The sequence below is a fragment of the Pseudomonas laurentiana genome (assembly GCF_014648275.1).
Taxonomy (GTDB): Bacteria; Pseudomonadota; Gammaproteobacteria; order Pseudomonadales; family Pseudomonadaceae; genus Aquipseudomonas; species Aquipseudomonas laurentiana.
Window position 1 is genome coordinate 61,948 of record NZ_BMQU01000012.1, and the last position, 19,171, is coordinate 81,118.

General features: G+C 59.9%; 15 protein-coding genes. 11 read left to right on the plus strand and 4 right to left on the minus strand.

The window, feature by feature from the left end:
* The first annotated feature begins 64 nt into the window (after window positions 1-64).
* A complete protein-coding gene (locus tag IE038_RS13980; protein WP_163933160.1) occupies window positions 65-2,524 on the plus strand; it encodes an EAL domain-containing protein in 2,460 nt (819 codons plus the stop codon).
* Window positions 2,525-2,556: 32 nt separating this feature from the next.
* Window positions 2,557-3,351: an iron-containing redox enzyme family protein gene (locus IE038_RS13985; RefSeq protein ID WP_163933163.1), complete on the plus strand. Its 795-nt coding sequence runs from the start codon at window positions 2,557-2,559 to the stop codon at window positions 3,349-3,351.
* A 3-nt stretch (window positions 3,352-3,354) separates the two neighbouring features.
* Here IE038_RS13985 and IE038_RS13990 read toward each other — a convergent pair whose 3' ends face one another.
* The 4 genes from IE038_RS13990 to IE038_RS14005 are packed head-to-tail and all read right to left on the minus strand — an operon-like array spanning window position 3,355 to window position 6,885.
* Window positions 3,355-4,095, minus strand: a complete 741-nt coding sequence (locus tag IE038_RS13990; protein ID WP_163933165.1) for a YciK family oxidoreductase — start codon at window positions 4,093-4,095, stop codon at window positions 3,355-3,357.
* A gap of 25 nt (window positions 4,096-4,120) precedes the next feature.
* Window positions 4,121-4,792, minus strand: coding sequence for an N-acetylmuramic acid 6-phosphate phosphatase MupP (gene mupP, locus IE038_RS13995; RefSeq protein ID WP_189395802.1), 672 nt, complete (start codon window positions 4,790-4,792; stop codon window positions 4,121-4,123).
* Window positions 4,793-4,794: 2 nt separating this feature from the next.
* Window positions 4,795-5,493, minus strand: coding sequence for a bifunctional 2-polyprenyl-6-hydroxyphenol methylase/3-demethylubiquinol 3-O-methyltransferase UbiG (gene ubiG / locus IE038_RS14000; protein ID WP_163933168.1), 699 nt, complete (start codon window positions 5,491-5,493; stop codon window positions 4,795-4,797).
* 60 nt (window positions 5,494-5,553) lie between these two features.
* A complete protein-coding gene (locus IE038_RS14005) occupies window positions 5,554-6,885 on the minus strand; it encodes a TRZ/ATZ family hydrolase (protein WP_189395803.1) in 1,332 nt (443 codons plus the stop codon).
* Window positions 6,886-6,993: 108 nt separating this feature from the next.
* On the opposite strand from IE038_RS14005, the gene mtnA reads away from it, so the two are divergent.
* The 9 genes from mtnA to IE038_RS14050 all read left to right on the plus strand — a co-directional run bounded on the left by mtnA (window position 6,994) and on the right by IE038_RS14050 (window position 19,062).
* Entirely contained in the window at window positions 6,994-8,070 is a 1,077-nt protein-coding gene (gene mtnA, locus IE038_RS14010) for an S-methyl-5-thioribose-1-phosphate isomerase (RefSeq protein ID WP_163933171.1), read from the plus strand.
* Between the two features lie 269 nt (window positions 8,071-8,339).
* Window positions 8,340-10,991 carry a DNA gyrase subunit A gene (gyrA, locus tag IE038_RS14015; RefSeq protein WP_163933174.1) on the plus strand — a complete coding sequence of 884 codons (2,652 nt, stop codon included), beginning with the start codon at window positions 8,340-8,342 and terminating at the stop codon, window positions 10,989-10,991.
* A gap of 93 nt (window positions 10,992-11,084) precedes the next feature.
* Window positions 11,085-12,170: a 3-phosphoserine/phosphohydroxythreonine transaminase gene (gene serC / locus IE038_RS14020; protein ID WP_163933177.1), complete on the plus strand. Its 1,086-nt coding sequence runs from the start codon at window positions 11,085-11,087 to the stop codon at window positions 12,168-12,170.
* Window positions 12,170-13,264 carry a prephenate dehydratase gene (gene pheA, locus IE038_RS14025; protein WP_065760853.1) on the plus strand — a complete coding sequence of 365 codons (1,095 nt, stop codon included), beginning with the start codon at window positions 12,170-12,172 and terminating at the stop codon, window positions 13,262-13,264. Before serC ends, pheA begins: the two co-directional genes overlap by 1 nt.
* A gap of 40 nt (window positions 13,265-13,304) precedes the next feature.
* A complete protein-coding gene (locus tag IE038_RS14030; RefSeq protein WP_163933180.1) occupies window positions 13,305-15,545 on the plus strand; it encodes a bifunctional prephenate dehydrogenase/3-phosphoshikimate 1-carboxyvinyltransferase in 2,241 nt (746 codons plus the stop codon).
* Window positions 15,542-16,231 carry a (d)CMP kinase gene (cmk, locus tag IE038_RS14035; RefSeq protein WP_163933183.1) on the plus strand — a complete coding sequence of 230 codons (690 nt, stop codon included), beginning with the start codon at window positions 15,542-15,544 and terminating at the stop codon, window positions 16,229-16,231. The genes IE038_RS14030 and cmk overlap by 4 nt, the downstream gene beginning before the upstream one ends.
* Before the next feature lie 122 nt (window positions 16,232-16,353).
* Window positions 16,354-18,030 (plus strand): 30S ribosomal protein S1, encoded by a 1,677-nt coding sequence (gene rpsA / locus IE038_RS14040; RefSeq protein ID WP_065760855.1) that lies wholly within the window; start codon window positions 16,354-16,356, stop codon window positions 18,028-18,030.
* Between the two features lie 471 nt (window positions 18,031-18,501).
* Window positions 18,502-18,795: an integration host factor subunit beta gene (gene ihfB / locus IE038_RS14045; RefSeq protein WP_065762000.1), complete on the plus strand. Its 294-nt coding sequence runs from the start codon at window positions 18,502-18,504 to the stop codon at window positions 18,793-18,795.
* Between the two features lie 24 nt (window positions 18,796-18,819).
* Complete coding sequence (locus tag IE038_RS14050; RefSeq protein WP_163933186.1) at window positions 18,820-19,062, plus strand: LapA family protein; 243 nt, start codon at window positions 18,820-18,822, stop codon at window positions 19,060-19,062.
* Window positions 19,063-19,171 lie beyond the last annotated feature (109 nt).

The window sequence follows — 19,171 nt, forward strand, 5'->3', positions numbered from 1 at the left end:
AAATATCCTAGTCTGTTGTAGGTTTAGACTCATACGGCTCTGCAACTCTGCAACAAGGGACCTCATGAAGGGAAATCGGACTCTCGAAGCGCCAAGGTTGCTGGGCATCATTTGGCCATTTGTCGCAGTCGTGCTGTTTCAGGCGTTGCTGGGCAGCATCAGCCTGTACGCGCTGTCGGCTGTGCGGGGTTATGTGGGGGGCGAAAGCCTCTGGTCCAAGGGACAGAAGGACGCTATTTACTACCTTACGCTGTATGCCGACAGTGGCGATCAGGCGGCGTTTGAGAAGTATCAGCGGGCTATTGCCGTGCCCATGGGCGGTCATGACCTGCGCACTGCGCTGGATTTGCCGACACCGGACATCGCCGCCGCTCGCAGGGGGATGTTGCAGGGCGGCAACCACCCCGATGACGTCTCCAGTGTGATCTGGTTGTACCTGAATTTCCGTCATGTCAGTTACCTGGAAAAGGCGATTCAACTGTGGGCCGTTGGCGATGGCTTCGTGCAGCAAATCGACAGTCTTGCCCAGGAAATACGCCAAGGCTTTGCGCGCGGTAAGGCTTCGGCCAAAAAGGTGGCCGACTGGAAGGCCAGGATTGCGGCGATCAACGAGGGAGTGGCCCCGGCCGCCAGTGCGTTCAGCGATGCCTTGAGTGAGGGCTCGCGGGTGCTCCTGCGCCTGTTGCTGGTTACCAACCTGGCGACTGCATTGTTCCTGATTGCCCTGGCCTGGATGCGCTCGCACAAGCTGCTGGCGCAGCGTCAAGCGTTTGCCAGTGCGCTACAGGCTGAAAAAGAGCGAGCGCAAGTGACCTTGGCATCGATCGGCGATGGTGTGATGACCACCGACGTCGATGGCTGTATTACCTACATGAACCCGGCCGCTGAGCAGTTGACCCACTGGGATGCTCAGCAGGCGCAGGGTTTGCCTCTGGCGGCACTGTTCAATCTGCTTGATGACAATGCCGAGAAGGACAGCCTGACGCTGATTGAGCACATCCTCAGTGGCACCCTGCATGAAGGCGGTGAGCATGCCAAGCTGATTCAGCGCCTTGATGGCAGCACCGTTTCCGTTGCTCTGGTAGGTGCACCGATTCTGAGCGAAGGGCGTGTCAGTGGCGTTGTGGTGGTATTGCATGACATGACGCAGGAGCGCCAGTACATCGCCAACCTGTCCTGGCAGGCGACCCATGATGCCCTGACGGGGTTGGCCAACCGCCGGGAGTTCGAGTACCGCCTGGAGCAAGCGCTCGCAGGCCTGAGTCGAAATGCGGCTCGCCATTCATTGCTGTTTCTGGATCTGGATCAGTTCAAGCTGGTCAACGATACCTGTGGCCACGCAGCGGGCGACGAGCTACTTCGGCACATTTGTGCAGTGCTCCAGGGCGGGCTGCGAGAAGGCGACACCTTGGCGCGCCTGGGGGGCGATGAGTTCGGCATCCTGCTGGAAAACTGCCCGCTGGAGCAAGCCGAGCGGATTGCCGAGAACCTTCGCCAGATGGTGCAGAGCCTGCACTTTGTCTGGAAAGGGCGCCCTTTCATGACGACGGTCAGTATTGGCCTGGTGCACCTCAGCCAGCAACCCTCCACGTTGGAGGCATCGCTGCGGGCCGCTGATATGGCCTGCTACATGGCCAAGGAGAAGGGGCGCAACCGCGTTCAGGTCTACCACGCCGATGACACCGAACTGTCCATGCGTTTCGGCGAAATGGCCTGGATTCAGCGTTTGCACGTCGCATTGGAAGAAAATCGCTTTTGCCTTTACTCCCAGGAAATTGCAGCGCTGGGTGAGTCGGGCAATGCCGGTGGGCATCTTGAGATTCTTTTGCGGCTGCACGATGAGAGCGGACGCGTCATTCTGCCTGACAGCTTTATTCCGGCGGCCGAGCGATACGGGCTGATGACCGCACTGGACCGCTGGGTCGTGCGTAACGTTTTCCAGGTCATTCGCCAGAGCCTGGATGAGCCGCATCAAGGGCCGTTGGCCATGTGTGCAATCAACCTGTCCGGTAGCAGCATTGGTGACGACAATTTCCTTGATTACCTGCATCGCATGTTCACTGAATATGCGATACCACCGCAGTTGATCTGTTTTGAAATTACCGAAACCAGCGCCATTGCCAACCTGGGGAGCGCCATTCGCTTCATCAATGATTTGAAGGGGTTGGGGTGCAGGTTCTCGCTCGATGACTTCTGCGCAGGCATGTCATCGTTCGCCTATTTGAAGCACTTGCCGGTAGATTTCTTGAAAATCGACGGAAGTTTCGTCAAGGATATGCTGGATGACCCGATCAACCGGGCGATGGTCGAGGTGATCAACCACATTGGCCATGTCATGGGAAAACGCACCATCGCCGAGTTTGTCGAGACGCCGCTGATCGAACAGGCGTTGCGGGAAATTGGCGTGGACTACGCGCAGGGCTACCTCATTGAGCGCCCTGCCATGTTCACCTGCGATAGCCTGCGGCGCCAACGCACGGTAGAGCCTCCTCACATGCTGAAGGCGCCAGGCACCTTGCGCTGAACGTCGACAATCACAAGGAAAAGGAGCTGACAGTGAGTGACGCATTTGTTCGAATCGGCCCGTTGATGGACCCCGCCAGTTACCCGCTTTGGGCTCAGCAGTTGATTGAAGCCTGCAGCGAGAGTAAACGAAAGGTGGTCGAACACGAGCTTTACCAGCGCATGCGAGACAACCGTCTGGGCGCCCGAACGATGCGTCAGTACTTGATTGGTGGCTGGCCGGTGGTTGAACAGTTTGCGTTGTACATGGCGCAAAACCTGACCAAGACCCGCTTTGCCCGCCATCCTGGTGAAGACATGGCGCGTCGTTGGCTGATGCGCAACATTCGTGTTGAACTCAATCATGCCGATTATTGGCTGAACTGGTGCCATGCCCATGGCATCAGCCTTGACGATTTGCAGGCCCAGCAAGTGCCGGCAGATCTGCAGGCCTTGAGTCACTGGTGCTGGCACACAAGCTCGGCGGACCCGCTGATCATTGCCATTGCAGCGACCAACTATGCCATTGAAGGGGCTACCGGTGAGTGGGCGGCCCTGGTCTGTTCGACCGGCACCTATGCCGAGGCGTTCCCTGAGGATCAGCGCAAGCGCGCCATGAAGTGGCTGAAAATGCACGCCCAGTACGACGATGCGCACCCTTGGGAGGCGCTGGACATCATTTGCACGTTGGCCGGCAACAATCCGTCCAGGGCCTTGCAGGCCGAGCTGCGTCAGGCTATCTGCAAGAGTTATGAATACATGCACCTGTTCCTTGAGCGCTGCATGCAACTGGAAGTGTCACAGGAGCGCCAGAGCCCCCGCGAGCGGATGGCTCTGGTTCAAGGCTGAGGCTTACTGGGCGTCGAACGCCTGGCCGTTGATGCCGGTGCTGTCAGGGCCCATCAGGTACAGATAGACCGGCATGATGTCGGCAGGCAGCGGGTTGCTTTCCGGATTTTCACCCGGGTAGGCCTGGGCGCGCATGCTGGTGCGGGTTGCACCTGGGTTGACACTGTTGGCGCGCACAGGAGCAACACCTTCCAGCTCATCTGCCAGGGTTTGCATCAGGCCTTCGGTGGCGAACTTCGATACGCCATAGGCGCCCCAGTAAGCACGGCCTTTGCGGCCAACACTGCTGGAGGTGAAGATCACCGAAGCATCCTGCGACAGCTTCAGCAGCGGCAGCAGGGTACTGGTCAGCATGAACGTGGCATTCACGTTGATATGCATTACCCGCATGAAGTTGTCGCCGGACAGCTGCTCGATCGGTGTGCGCGGGCCGATGATCGAGGCGTTGTGCAGCAGGCCGTCGAGCCGGCCGAACTCATTTTCGATCATGACTGCCAGTTCGTCGTACTGGTGCGGCAGGGCCGTTTCCAGATTGAACGGAATAACCACGGGTTGTGGGTGCCCGGCAGCTTCGATTTCGTCATAGACCTGGGTCAGGTTGGCTTCGGTCTTGCCCAGCAGCAGTACCGTTGCGCCGTGCGCGGCGAAGCTCTTGGCAGCGGCTGCGCCGATACCGCGACCGGCGCCAGTGACAAGGATGACCCGGTCTTTGAGCAGGTTGGGGCGGGCGGAGTAGTCGAACATGGTGTTTACCTCTAAATAGTCGCTATCAGCAGCCGCAGAGCGCGCTGTCGATCACCTTGCGCAGTTCCAGTGGATGGTCGACTACCACGTCTGCACCCCAGTTGTTGGGGTTGTCCTCGGGGTGAATGTAGCCATAGCGTACGGCGGCAGTCCGGGTGCCGGCATCACGGCCCGACTCGATATCCCGCAGGTCGTCGCCCACGAACAGCACGCTGGCCGGGTCCAGATTCAGGGTTTTGCAGGCCAGGATCAGCGGCTCAGGGTCGGGTTTGCTGTTTGTCACGTGATCCGGGCAGATCAGCAGCGCCGAACGCTCGGCCAGGCCGAGCTGTTGCATGATCGGTTCGGCGAAGCGCACCGGCTTGTTGGTGACCACGCCCCACAGCAGGTTGCCTTTCTCGATGTCGGCCAGCAGTTCGGCCATGCCGTCGAACAGGCAGCTGTGAACAGCACAGTTACTCTGATAGCGCTCCAGAAACTCCAGGCGCAGGGCCTCGAATTCTACCGCTGCGGGGTCCAGCTCGAAGGTTGCGGAAACCATGGCCCGGGCGCCGCCGGAAATCACATCACGGATTCTCTGTTCGTCTACAGGGGGCAGGCCGCGGTCGGCCAGCATGGCCTGGCAGATGGCGACGAAGTCCGGCGCCGTATCCAGCAAGGTGCCATCCATGTCGAAAAGTACGGCTCGCAAACGCATGCTCATTCCTCGCGCAGGGTTTGAATCATGTAATTGACGTCGACATCGGCCGCCAGCTTGTAGTGCTTGGTCAGCGGGTTGTAGGTCAGGCCGATGATGTCCTTGACGCTCAGGCCGGCTTCACGGCTCCAGGCGCCCAGTTCGGAAGGGCGGATGAACTTCTTGAAGTCATGGGTGCCGCGTGGCAGCAGCTTCATGATGTACTCGGCGCCGATGATCGCGAACAGGTAGGCCTTGGGGTTGCGGTTGATGGTCGAGAAGAACACCTGGCCACCCGGCTTGACCATGCGATAGCACGCGCGAATGACCGAGGAAGGATCCGGTACGTGCTCCAGCATCTCCAGGCAGGTGACCACATCGAACTGGCCCGGCATCTCTTCTGCAAGTGCCTCGGCAGTGATCTGCCGGTACTCGACGTTGACGCCCGACTCCAACTGGTGCAGTTGGGCGACGGCCAGCGGTGCTTCACCCATGTCGATACCGGTGACGGTTGCGCCACGTTGGGCCATTGCTTCGCTGAGAATGCCACCGCCACAGCCAACATCAAGCACCTTCTTGCCGGCCAGCTTGACGCGCTCGTCAATCCAGTTGACCCGCAGCGGGTTGATGTCGTGCAGCGGTTTGAACTCGCTTTCGCGGTCCCACCAGCGGTGGGCGAGGGCTTCGAATTTGGCGATTTCAGCGTGGTCGACGTTGCTCATGGAACAGTCCTCTGAAGCTTCAATAATGCGTTACGGGTCGGCAGCGTGGCTGCAGACGGGTTATTCGTGATGGCCGCCGATGCGCTGGCCCCAGGCGCGCGCAGTGGCATTCAGGGCCTGTTCGTCCAGGCGCGTCAGGCGCCGCTCGTCCAGCAGTTGCTTGCCGTTGACCCAGACGTGCTTCACACAGTCGCGGCCGCAGGCGTAGATCAGTTGCGAAACCGGATCGTAGACTGGCTGCTGAGCCAGGCCCGAAAGGTCGAAGACGGTCAGGTCGGCGGCCTTGCCCAGTTCAAGGGAGCCGGTAATGGCTTCAAGGCCCAGGGCGCGTGCGCCATTGAGGGTCGCCATGCGCAAGGCGCGGTGAGCGTCCAGCGCAGTGGCCGAACCCGCGACAGCCTTGGCCAGCAAGGCGGCAGTGCGGGTTTCGCCGAGCAGATCGAGGTCGTTGTTGCTGGCCGCGCCATCGGTGCCCACGGCAACGTTGACACCTGCTTGCCACAAGCGTTCGACCGGGCAGAAACCACTGGCGAGCTTCAGGTTCGATTCCGGGCAGTGCACAACACTGGTGTTGCTTTCTACCAGCAGTGCCAGGTCTTCGTCGCTGACCTGGGTCATGTGCACCGCCTGCAGGCGTGGACCCAGCAGGCCGAGGCGTGCCAGGCGTGCCAGGGGGCGCTCGCCATGCTGCTCAAGCGACTGCTGGACCTCGAAAGCGGTTTCCTGGATGTGCATGTGAATCGGCGCGTCCAGTTCCTCGGCGATCACCCGGATCTTCTCGAGGTTCTCGTCGTTCACCGTATAGGGGGCATGCGGGCCGAGGGCCACGGTAATGCGTGGATGGTGGCGCAGGTCGCCAAACAGCTCGACCCCCAGGTGCAGCGCTTCATCAGTATTGCGTGCGCCGGGGATCGGGAAGTCCAGCAGGGGAATGGCGATCTGGGCGCGAATACCACTCTCGTGTACACGCTCGCTGGCGATCTTCGGGAAAAAATACATGTCCGAGAAACAGGTAATCCCCCCCTTGATCTGCTCGGCGATGGCAAGGTCAGTGCCGTCACGAACGAAGTCCTCATCGACCCAGCGACCCTCGGCCGGCCAGATGTGTTCTTCGAGCCAGGTCATCAATGGCAGGTCGTCGGCCAGGCCGCGGAACAGGGACATCGCGGCGTGGCCGTGCGCGTTGATCAGGCCGGGGCTGAGCAGGCAGTCCGGCAACTCGCGGATTTCTCCGGCGTCGTGGCGCAGCGCTTCGTCGCGCGGGCCAATGAATGCGACCTTGCCATCCCGGATACCCAGGCCGTAGTCCTTGAATACCACCCCGGCCGGTTCGACGGGCACCAGCCAGGTTGGCAGGAGCAGCAGGTCGAGGGGGGCGGAAAGCTTGGGCATGGCAGGAATTCCAAGGACTAAAGGAGTAAGGGCGAAGTATACCCGAGCGCCCGCGCCTGGGGATCGTTATAATCATTCGCTTTTGATGTCCGAAGGGTGGGGTGAGTCATGCGCGATCGACTATTGGCTGCAGAGAAGGTAAAGGCCATCGATTGGCGAGACGGTGCCTTGTACCTGCTTGACCAGCGCATTCTGCCGGCTGAGGAAGTCTGGCTGGCGTATGCCGATGCGCGTGGCGTGGCCGAAGCGATTCGTTCAATGGTCGTGCGCGGCGCGCCCGCAATCGGTATCAGTGCGGCGTACGGCATTGTCCTGGCGGTGCGCCAGCGCCTGGCTGCGGGTGGCGACTGGAAAGCCGCGCTGGAAGAAGATTTCACCGTGCTGGCTGAGTCACGGCCGACCGCCGTCAACCTGTTCTGGGCGCTGAACCGCATGCGTGAGCGCCTGGAGCGGCTCAAGAGCACTGACGATCCGTTGGCAGTCATGGAAGCCGAGGCCATCTCTATTCATGAGAGTGACCGCGAGGCCAACCTGACCATGGCTCAGTTGGGGGTCGAGCTGATCCGCAAGCATCAGGGCAGCGAGCAGGCGGTACTGACCCACTGCAACACCGGCGCGCTGGCGACAGGTGGTTTTGGTACCGCCCTGGGCGTGATTCGCGGTGCCTGGCTGGAAGGCATGATCGAACGGGTCTATGCCGATGAAACCCGGCCCTGGCTGCAAGGCTCGCGGCTGACTGCCTGGGAGTTGGCCAACGAAGGTATCCCGGTGACCCTGAATGCCGATTCGGCGGCCGCTCACCTGATGAAGACCAAGGGTATTACCTGGGTCATCGTCGGAGCAGATCGCATTACCGCCAATGGTGACGTGGCCAACAAGATCGGTACTTACCAGCTGGCCGTGAACGCCATGCACCATGGCGTGCGCTTCATGGTGGTAGCGCCAAGCTCGACCATCGACATGAGCCTGGCCAGCGGTGACGACATTCCGATTGAAGAGCGTGCCGGCAGTGAGTTGCTGGAGGTTGGCGGGCAGCGCGTCGGTGCCGATGTCGATGCCTTCAACCCGGTGTTTGACGTGACCCCGGCGGACCTGATCGACGCCATCGTTACCGAGAAAGGTGTCGTCGAGCGCCCGGATACCGCGAAGATGACCCAGTTGATGTGTCGCAAGCGCCTGCATTGACTGAGTGGCTCCTGAAGGCCTTCATCGCCGCGGGTGCTAGGGTGCCTGCACCAGCGGCGCTTTGCCGTACTCCCAAGCCCTCGGCGACTGTGGTAACATCCGACGGTTTCCAAGACTGCCCAATTTGGCTGTCTTTACTGCGCAGATCCATGGCTTAACTCGTTGATTTGTCGTAAGTCGTTGCAGGGCAGCAGCTTTGCGGCGGCGAGCTTCGTTCGTCCGATCATGGATGTGGCGGAGTTTCACCAGAAAAAGGAATCAGGCTTCTCATGGGCGAACTGGCCAAAGAAATCCTCCCGGTCAATATCGAAGACGAACTGAGACAGTCCTACCTCGACTACGCGATGAGCGTCATTGTCGGGCGAGCACTGCCCGATGCGCGTGATGGCTTGAAGCCCGTGCATCGTCGTGTTCTGTTTGCGATGAGCGAGCTGGGTAACGACTGGAACAAACCGTACAAGAAATCTGCCCGTGTGGTCGGTGACGTAATCGGTAAGTATCACCCTCACGGTGACACGGCGGTCTACGACACCATCGTACGTATGGCTCAGCCTTTCTCCCTGCGCTACCTGCTGGTCGATGGCCAGGGTAACTTCGGTTCGGTCGACGGCGATAACGCGGCCGCGATGCGTTACACCGAAGTGCGCATGACCAAGCTGGCCCACGAGCTGTTGGCCGACCTGCACAAGGAAACCGTCGACTGGGTGCCCAACTACGACGGCACCGAGCAGATCCCGGCGGTCATGCCGACCCGCATCCCGAACCTGCTGGTCAACGGTTCCAGTGGTATCGCCGTGGGCATGGCGACCAACATTCCGCCACATAACCTGAGCGAAGTCATCGACGGTTGCCTGGCGCTGATCGATAACGCGGACATCACGGTCGATGAGCTGATGCAGTTCATCCCGGGCCCGGACTTCCCGACTGCCGCAATCATCAACGGCCGTGCCGGCATCATCGAGGCCTACCGCACAGGTCGTGGCCGCATTTACATGCGTGCCCGTTCTACCGTCGAAGACATCGACAAGGTCGGTGGCCGTCAGCAGATCGTGATCACCGAGCTGCCGTACCAGTTGAACAAGGCGCGGCTGATCGAAAAGATCGCCGAGCTGGTCAAGGAAAAGAAACTCGAAGGTATCACCGAGCTGCGCGACGAGTCCGACAAGGACGGTATGCGCATCGTGATCGAGCTGCGTCGTGGCGAGGTGCCTGAGGTCATTCTCAACAACCTCTATGCCCAGACCCAGCTGCAAAGCGTGTTCGGGATCAACGTTGTTGCCCTGATCGACGGCCAGCCAAAGGTTCTCAACCTCAAGGAGCTGCTCGAGGCGTTCGTTCGTCACCGCCGCGAAGTGGTTACCCGCCGTACCGTCTTTGAGCTTCGCAAGGCCCGTGAACGTGGTCATATCCTTGAAGGTCAGGCCGTTGCCCTGTCCAACATCGACCCGGTAATCGCCTTGATCAAGGCATCGCCAACCCCGTCCGAGGCCAAGGAAGCGCTGATCAGCACCCCTTGGGAGTCCAGTGCCGTGCAGGTCATGGTCGAGCGCGCCGGCGCCGATTCCTGCCGTCCGGAAAACCTCGACGAGCAATACGGCCTGCGCGACGGCAAGTACTTCCTGTCGCCGGAACAGGCCCAGGCTATCCTTGACCTGCGTCTGCACCGCCTGACAGGCCTGGAGCACGAGAAGCTGCTGGCCGAGTACCAGGAGATCCTCAATCAGATCGGCGAACTGATCCGCATCCTCAATAGCGCTGAGCGCTTGATGGAAGTGATCCGCGAAGAGCTGGAACTGATCCGTGCCGAATACGGCGACGTGCGCCGCACCGAGATTCTCGACGCGCGCCTCGACCTGACCCTGGGTGACATGATTCCGGAAGAAGACCGGGTCGTGACCATCTCCCACGGCGGCTACGCCAAGACCCAGCCGCTGGCGGCCTACCAGGCTCAGCGTCGCGGTGGTAAAGGCAAATCGGCGACTGGCGTCAAGGACGAGGACTACATTTCGCACCTGCTGGTTGCCAACAGCCACACCACGCTGCTGCTGTTCTCCAGCAAGGGCAAGGTGTACTGGCTGAAAACCTACGAAATCCCTGAGGCCTCGCGTGCCGCCCGCGGTCGTCCGCTGGTCAACCTGCTGCCGCTGGATGAGGGTGAGCACATCACCACCATGCTGCCGGTCGAGGAGTACACCGAAGGCCACTTCATCTTCATGGCAACCGCCAACGGTACCGTGAAGAAGACCCCGCTGGAGCAGTTCAGTCGTCAGCGTAGCGTTGGCCTGATCGCGCTGGAACTGGACGAGGGCGATATCCTGATTTCCGCTTCCATTACCGATGGCGAGCGTGAGGTCATGCTGTTCTCCGACGCGGGCAAGGTGACACGCTTCAAAGAGTCCGACGTACGTGCCATGGGCCGTACCGCGCGCGGAGTGCGCGGCATGCGCCTGGCTGAAGGTCAGAAACTGATCTCGATGATCATTCCGGAGGAGGGCAGCCAGATCCTCACCGCGTCCGAGCGTGGCTACGGCAAGCGTACGGCGATCACCGAGTTTCCAGAGTACAAGCGCGGTGGCCAAGGTGTAATCGCCATGGTCAGCAACGAGCGTAACGGCCGTCTGGTCGGTGCAGTTCAGGTGCAGGATGGTGAAGAGATCATGCTGATCTCCGACCAGGGCACCCTGGTTCGCACCCGGGTCAGCGAAGTCTCCAGCCTGGGTCGTAATACCCAGGGCGTAACCTTGATCAAGCTGGCGAGCGACGAGACCCTGGTGGGCCTTGAGCGCGTACAGGAGCCTTCCGAAGAGGAGGGTGACGAAGAAGGTTACGAGGGTGAGGCCGACGCCGTCGTTGATATCGATGTCGATGCAGACGTTGATGCTGGCGCAGATGCGGATACAGAAGAAGCGCCGCAGGAATAGTGTAAACGCGGATTTTATGTGGGAGGGCCTGCGCGGCTGGCAATCGGCCTCGCAGCGAATCCCGCAGACATCAAGAGCAGAGCGAGAGTGGATGTGAGCAAACGAGCCTTTAACTTCTGCGCAGGCCCTGCTGCGCTTCCTGATGCTGTGCTGCAGCGTGCCCAGGCCGAGATGCTGGATTGGCACGGCAAAGGCCTGTCGGTCATGGAAATGAGCCACCGTAGCGACGACTACGTGGCCATCGCCGAGAAAGCCGAGCAGGATCTGCGTGATCTGCTCTCTGTTCCTTCCAACTACAAGGTCCTGTTCCTGCAGGGCGGTGCCAGTCAGCAGTTCGCTGAGATTCCACTGAACCTGCTGCCTGAGGGTGGCACGGCGGACTACGTGGAAACCGGCATCTGGTCGAAGAAGGCCATTGAAGAAGCGCGCCGCTTCGGTCACGTCAATGTTGCCGCCAGCGCCAAGCCCTATGATTACCTGGCCATTCCAGGGCAGAACGAGTGGAACCTGACCAAGGACGCCGCTTACCTGCACTATGCCTCCAACGAAACCATCGGTGGCCTGCAGTTCGACTGGGTACCGCAAGCCGGTGATGTGCCGTTGGTCGTTGATATGTCCTCGGATATCCTTTCGCGTCCAATCGACGTCTCGCAGTTCGGCTTGATCTATGCCGGTGCGCAGAAAAACATCGGCCCGAGCGGTCTGGTGGTGGTCATCGTCCGTGAAGACCTGTTGGGCCGTGCCCGCAGCAGCTGCCCGACGATGCTTGACTACAAGGTCGCAGCCGACAACGGTTCGATGTACAACACCCCGGCGACCTACTCCTGGTACCTCTCCGGGCTGGTCTTCGAGTGGCTCAAGGAGCAGGGTGGTGTCGAGGCCATGGAGCGTCGTAACCGGGCGAAGAAAGACCGCCTGTACGGCTTCATTGACAGCAGCGAGTTCTACACCAACCCGATTGCCACCAATGCCCGTTCCTGGATGAACGTACCGTTCCGCCTGGCGGACGAGCGTCTGGACAAAGCCTTCCTGGCCGGTGCCGATGCCCGTGGCCTGCTCAACCTCAAGGGCCATCGCTCTGTGGGCGGCATGCGTGCCTCGATCTACAACGCGCTGGGCCTTGAAGCGGTCGAGGCTCTGGTGGCCTACATGGCTGAATTCGAGAAGGAACACGCCTGATGTCCGAACAGGAGCTCAAGGCGCTGCGCGTGCGCATTGACAGCCTCGACGAGAAAATCCTCGAGCTGATCAGCGACCGCGCGCGTTGCGCCCAGGAAGTTGCACGGGTCAAGATGGCGTCCCTGAGCGAAGGCGAAACCCCGGTGTTCTACCGCCCTGAGCGTGAAGCACAAGTGCTCAAGCGGGTCATGGAGCGCAACCCGGGGCCGCTGGGCAACGAGGAAATGGCGCGGTTGTTCCGCGAAATCATGTCCTCCTGCCTGGCCCTGGAACAGCCACTGAAAGTGGCTTACCTCGGCCCGGAGGGCACCTTCACCCAGGCGGCAGCGTTGAAGCACTTTGGCCATGCTGTCATCAGCAAGCCAATGGCAGCAATCGACGAAGTGTTCCGTGAAGTCGCAGCCGGCGCCGTGAACTTCGGCGTCGTGCCGGTGGAGAACTCCACCGAGGGTGCGGTCAACCACACCCTGGACAGCTTCCTTGAGCACGACATGGTGATCTGTGGCGAAGTCGAGCTGCGTATTCACCACCACCTGCTGGTGGGCGAGAACACCAAGACCGACAGCATCAGCCGTATCTACTCCCATGCGCAGTCGCTGGCCCAGTGCCGCAAGTGGCTCGATGCGCATTACCCGAACGTCGAGCGCGTGGCCGTGTCGAGCAACGCCGAGGCGGCCAAGCGGGTCAAGGGTGAGTGGAACTCCGCGGCGATTGCCGGTGACATGGCGGCAGGGTTGTATGGCCTGACGCGCCTGGCCGAGAAAATCGAAGACCGCCCGGATAACTCCACGCGCTTCTTGATGATTGGTAACCAGGAAGTCCCGCCGACTGGCGACGACAAGACCTCGATCATCGTCTCGATGAGCAACAAGCCGGGTGCGCTGCATGAGCTGCTGGTGCCGTTCCACGAGAACGGTATCGACCTGACCCGCATCGAAACCCGTCCGTCGCGCAGCGGCAAATGGACCTACGTCTTCTTCATCGACTTCGTCGGGCATCACCGCGATCCGCTGATCAAGGCCGTGCTGGAGAAGATCAGCCAGGAGGCGGTAGCCCTGAAAGTACTGGGTTCCTATCCGAAAGCAGTGCTCTGAGGTATGGCCATGCGTGATGTTTTGAACAGGGTGCTGGTTCGTGGTTGACGTGACAGTAGAGAAGGCTGAACCCGTTATTGATCGTCTGGTCGTCGTCGGCCTGGGCCTGATCGGTGGCTCCTTTGCCAAGGGCTTGCGCGAAAGCGGCTTGTGCCGCGAAGTGGTCGGGGTTGATCTCGATCCGCAGTCGCGCAAGCTGGCGGTTGAACTCGGTGTCGTCGATCGCTGCGAAGACGACCTGGCAAAGGCCTGTGTCGGTGCTGATGTCATTCAATTGGCAGTGCCGATTCTGGCCATGGAAAAGCTCCTGGCCAAACTCGCACAGCTCGAACTGGGGCAGGCGGTACTGACGGATGTCGGTAGCGCCAAGGGCAATGTCGTGCGCGCAGCGCGCGAGGCCTTTGGCTCGCGCCTGCCGAATTTCGTCCCGGGGCATCCGATTGCCGGCTCCGAGCAAAGCGGTGTGGAAGCCTCCAATGCCGAGTTGTTCCGTCGGCACAAAGTCATTCTGACCCCGCTTGCCGAGACCGATCCCGCCGCACTTGCGCGTGTTGATAGCCTCTGGCGTGCGCTGGGTGCCGATGTCGAGCACATGCAGGTCGAGCGCCACGACGAGGTGTTGGCGGCAACCAGCCATTTGCCGCACCTGTTGGCCTTTGGGTTGGTCGACTCGTTGGCAAAACGCAACGAAAACCTGGATATCTTCCGTTACGCTGCGGGCGGCTTTCGCGATTTCACGAGAATCGCCGGAAGCGACCCGGTCATGTGGCACGACATTTTTCTCGCCAACCGCGAAGCTGTTCTGCGCACACTGGATACATTTCGCAGCGACCTCGACGCCTTGCGCGATGCGGTCGATGCAGGGGACGGGCACCAGCTGCTGGGTGTTTTCACCCGCGCTCGGGTAGCTCGCGAGCATTTCAGTAAAATCCTGGCCCGTCGGGCCTATGTGGACGCTATGAACTCCAACGATCTGATTTTCCTGGCAAATCCTGGTGGTCGCCTGTCCGGCCGTATTCGTGTACCAGGCGACAAATCGATTTCCCACCGCTCGATCATGCTCGGCTCGCTGGCCGAAGGCACCACCGAGGTGGAAGGTTTCCTTGAAGGCGAAGATGCGCTGGCTACCCTGCAGGCCTTCCGCGACATGGGTGTGGTGATCGAAGGCCCGCATCATGGCCGTGTGACCATTCATGGCGTCGGCCTCAATGGTCTGAAGCCGCCACCGGGTCCGATCTACCTGGGTAACTCCGGTACCTCGATGCGCCTGCTGTCCGGCCTGCTGGCCGCGCAGAGCTTCGATACCGTGCTGACTGGCGATGCTTCGCTGTCCAAGCGCCCGATGAACCGTGTGGCCAACCCGCTGCGCGAGATGGGGGCGGTCATTGAAACGGCTGCCGAAGGTCGTCCACCGATGACCATCCGTGGCGGTCACCCCCTCAAGGCCTTGAACTACACCCTGCCAATGGCCAGTGCCCAGGTTAAATCCTGCCTGTTGCTGGCGGGGCTGTATGCCGAAGGCAAGACCACGGTTACCGAGCCTGCACCGACCCGCGACCATACCGAGCGCATGCTGCGTGGTTTCGGCTACCCGGTGACGGTTGAAGGTGCAACCGCATCGCTGGAGTCCGGTCACAAGCTGACGGCCACTTCGATCGAAGTGCCTGCCGACATTTCCTCGGCGGCGTTCTTCCTGGTGGCTGCATCGATCGCTGAAGGCTCTGAATTGCTGCTCGAGCACGTCGGCATCAACCCGACCCGTACCGGTGTTATCGACATCCTGCGTCTGATGGGGGGTGACATCACCCTCGAAAACCAGCGCGAAGTGGGTGGCGAGCCTGTGGCTGACCTGCGCGTGCGCGGCGCTAAGCTCAAGGGCATTGAAATTCCCGAGGCGCTGGTACCGCTGGCCATCGACGAATTCCCAGTGCTGTTCGTGGCCGCTGCCTGTGCCGAAGGCCGCACCGTGCTGCGTGGCGCCGAAGAGCTGCGGGTCAAGGAGTCCGACCGCATCCAGGTCATGGCCGATGGCCTGCTGACCCTGGGCGTTAAATGTGAGCCGACCCCGGATGGCATCATCATTGAGGGTGGCCCTATCGGTGGCGGCGAAGTTCATGGGCACGGTGACCACCGTATTGCCATGGCCTTCAGTGTTGCCTCGCTGCGTGCAAGTGCACCGATTCGCATCCATGATTGTGCCAACGTCGCCACGTCGTTCCCGAACTTCCTGGCGCTGTGTGCCGAAGTCGGCATCCGTGTTGCTGAAGAGGGCAAGTCGTGAACCAGCAAGCACCAGTCATCGCCATCGACGGGCCTAGCGGCTCTGGCAAGGGCACCATCGCCGGGCTGCTTTCCAAGCGCCTGGGCTGGAACCTGCTCGACTCGGGCGCGCTGTACCGTCTGCTGGCGTTTGCCGCTGGCAATCACGGCGTCGACCTGACCAACGAAGAGCTGCTCAAGACGTTGGCCGCTCATCTGGATGTGCAGTTCATCCCTGCCAGCGATGGTCAGCCTCAGCGTATTATTCTGGAAGGCGATGACGTCAGCGATGTCATTCGCAACGAAACTGTGGGGGCGGGCGCCTCCATGGTGGCTTCGTTGCCGGCTGTGCGTGATGCGTTGTTGCAGCGCCAGCGTGCATTCCAGGAGTCGCCGGGCCTGGTTGCTGACGGTCGCGACATGGGCACCGTGGTGTTTCCCGATGCCCCGTTGAAGATTTTCCTGACGGCCAGTGCAGAGGAGCGCGCACGTCGACGCTACTTGCAGTTGAAGGCCAAGGGCGATGATGTTAGTCTGTCGAGTCTGCTAGATGAGATACGTGCGCGTGATGAACGCGACACCCAGCGCGCAGTGGCCCCGCTCAAGCCGGCGCCCGACGCAATTCAGCTGGATTCCACGGAATTGTCCATCGAGCAGGTGTTGGAACGCATCATGAGTGAAGTCGCACTGCGCGACATCGCCGGGTGATCAGGGAGGTTTGCAGGTCCACCAGTCAACGTCCTGCAGGCTGCCCTTACTATGAACGAAACCCACATTGTCTGGAGTGTGGTTGCTGGGCGTCTGTTTCGCCCTAATCTACAGGAATTAAAATGAGCGAAAGCTTTGCAGAACTCTTTGAAGAAAGCCTGAAAACCCTCAACCTTCAACCAGGTGCGATCATCACCGGTATCGTTGTTGATATCGACGGTGACTGGGTTACTGTCCACGCCGGTCTGAAATCCGAGGGCGTCATCCCGCTCGAGCAGTTCTACAACGAAGCTGGCGAGCTGACCATCAAGGTCGGTGACGAAGTTCACGTTGCGCTGGACGCGGTCGAAGACGGCTTTGGCGAAACCAAACTGTCCCGTGAAAAAGCCAAGCGCGCCGAGTGCTGGATTGTTCTGGAAGCAGCTTTCGCCGCCGAAGAAGTGGTCAAGGGCGTTATCAACGGTAAAGTCAAAGGCGGCTTCACTGTTGACGTCAACGGCATCCGCGCCTTCCTGCCAGGTTCCCTGGTTGATGTCCGCCCAGTGCGCGACACCACCCACCTGGAAGGCAAAGAGCTGGAATTCAAGGTCATCAAGCTGGACCAGAAGCGCAACAACGTTGTCGTTTCCCGTCGCAGCGTCCTGGAAGCCGAAAACAGCGCCGAGCGCGAAGCTCTGCTGGAATCGCTGCAGGAAGGCCAACAAGTCAAAGGTATCGTCAAGAACCTCACAGACTACGGTGCATTCGTTGATCTGGGCGGCGTCGATGGCCTGCTGCACATCACCGACATGGCTTGGAAGCGTATCAAGCATCCATCGGAAATCGTCAACGTTGGCGACGAGATCGATGTCAAGGTTCTGAAGTACGATCGCGAGCGTAACCGCGTTTCCCTGGGCCTGAAGCAACTGGGCGAAGACCCATGGGTTGCTATCAAGGCACGTTACCCAGAGAGCACTCGCGTCATGGCGCGCGTTACCAACCTGACCGACTACGGCTGCTTCGCAGAGCTGGAAGAAGGCGTGGAAGGCCTGGTACACGTTTCCGAAATGGACTGGACCAACAAGAACATCCACCCATCGAAAGTCGTTCAAGTGGGCGACGAAGTGGAAGTTATGGTTCTGGACATCGACGAAGAGCGTCGTCGTATCTCCCTGGGCATCAAACAGTGCAAGTCCAACCCATGGGAAGACTTCTCTGGCCAGTTCAACAAGGGCGACAAGATCTCCGGCACCATCAAGTCGATCACCGATTTCGGTATCTTCATTGGTCTGGACGGCGGCATCGACGGTCTGGTTCACCTGTCGGACATCTCCTGGAACGAAGTCGGCGAAGAAGCCGTACGTCGCTTCAAGAAGGGCGACGAGCTGGAAACCGTCATCCTGTCGGTTGACCCAGAGCGCGAGCGCATCTCCTTGGGCATCAAGCAGCTGGAAGACGATCCGTTCTCCAACTACGTTGCTGTCAACGACAAGGGCGCTATCGTCAAAGGTATCGTGAAAGAAGTTGACGCCAAGGGCGCTGTAGTTACCCTGGCTGATGACATCGAAGCTACTCTGAAAGCCTCCGAAATCAGCCGTGACCGCGTTGAAGACGCGCGTAACGTCCTGAAAGAAGGCGAAGAGATCGAAGCTAAGATCATCAGCGTCGACCGTAAGAGCCGCGTAATCAACCTGTCCATCAAGTCGAAAGACGATGCAGAAGAGCGCGAAGCGATCCAGAGCCTGAAAACCGCTCCAGAAGTCACTGGTGACACCACCATGGCTGCCCTGCTGCGCGAGGCAATGGCCAAGCAGAACTAAGTTCTGACTGGTTAAGAAAAAGGGCGACTTCGGTCGCCCTTTTTTGTGCCTGCAAAACACGCGGCCTCTCGAGGGCACCCTACCGACACCATCGCAAACGCCAACAACTGCGGGAGTCTGGCTTGCCCGCGATGCAGGCACCGCGAACTCGCAGACACCCCGCCGATACCATCGCAGGCAAGCCTGCTTGTATGTTTAGACTTGAAGGGGTGGGTGGGACTAAAGCCTCGCTTCTGACTCTGACCAGTACAGACTGTGGGAGTCGGGCTTGCCCGCGATACAGGCACCACGACCTCGCAGACTCCCCACCGATACCATCAAAGTCCTGCCAGCCCGCGTTCCTTGGGCATCCCCACTATGGTGCGATTTTGAATTTTTGATTAAGTCAAGATCTACCCTGTTCAAATCCCTCCCAGCATGCTACAAACAGAAGAAGCAATGATCTAGCTGCTTGATAAAGAAGGGAAAAATATGACGAAGTCCGAGTTGATCGAACGTATTGTCACCCATCAGGGGCTGCTCTCGTCCAAAGATGTGGAGCTGGCCATCAAGACCATGCTTGAGCAAATGTCCCAGTGCCTTGCGACGGGTGATCGTATTGAAATTCGCGGTTTTGGCAGCTTCTCACTGCACTACCGTGCGCCCCGCGTAGGCCGAAATCCCAAGACCGGTCAGTCTGTCAGCCTTGATGGCAAGTTCGTGCCGCATTTCAAACCCGGTAAAGAGTTACGGGATCGGGTCAATGAAGACGAGGAAGAGGCGTGATCCTGTCAGGAAAAGGAGATAAACATGCGCAACCTTAAACGGCTACTGCTGGTAGTGTTCGTTCTGGCGGTGGCAGCGGTTGTGCTGCTGTTTGTGCTGGAAAACCAACAGGCCGTGGCACTTGTGCTGTTTGGTTGGTCTGCTCCGGCGTTGCCTGTTGCTGTGATCGTTCTGGCTGCGCTGTTGACTGGTCTCGCCGTAGGCCCGTTGTTGGGCATGTACATCGCCCTGCGCACCAAAAGCCGTGTTCGCCGCACGAATACCTGAGGCAAGCCTCGCACTAAACTGCAGAATATTGAACAGCACTCAGAAATAGGACGTTTCCTACGTTCATAGCATCCGATTCCGACACCGTAACCACGCGCATCTGTGGAGT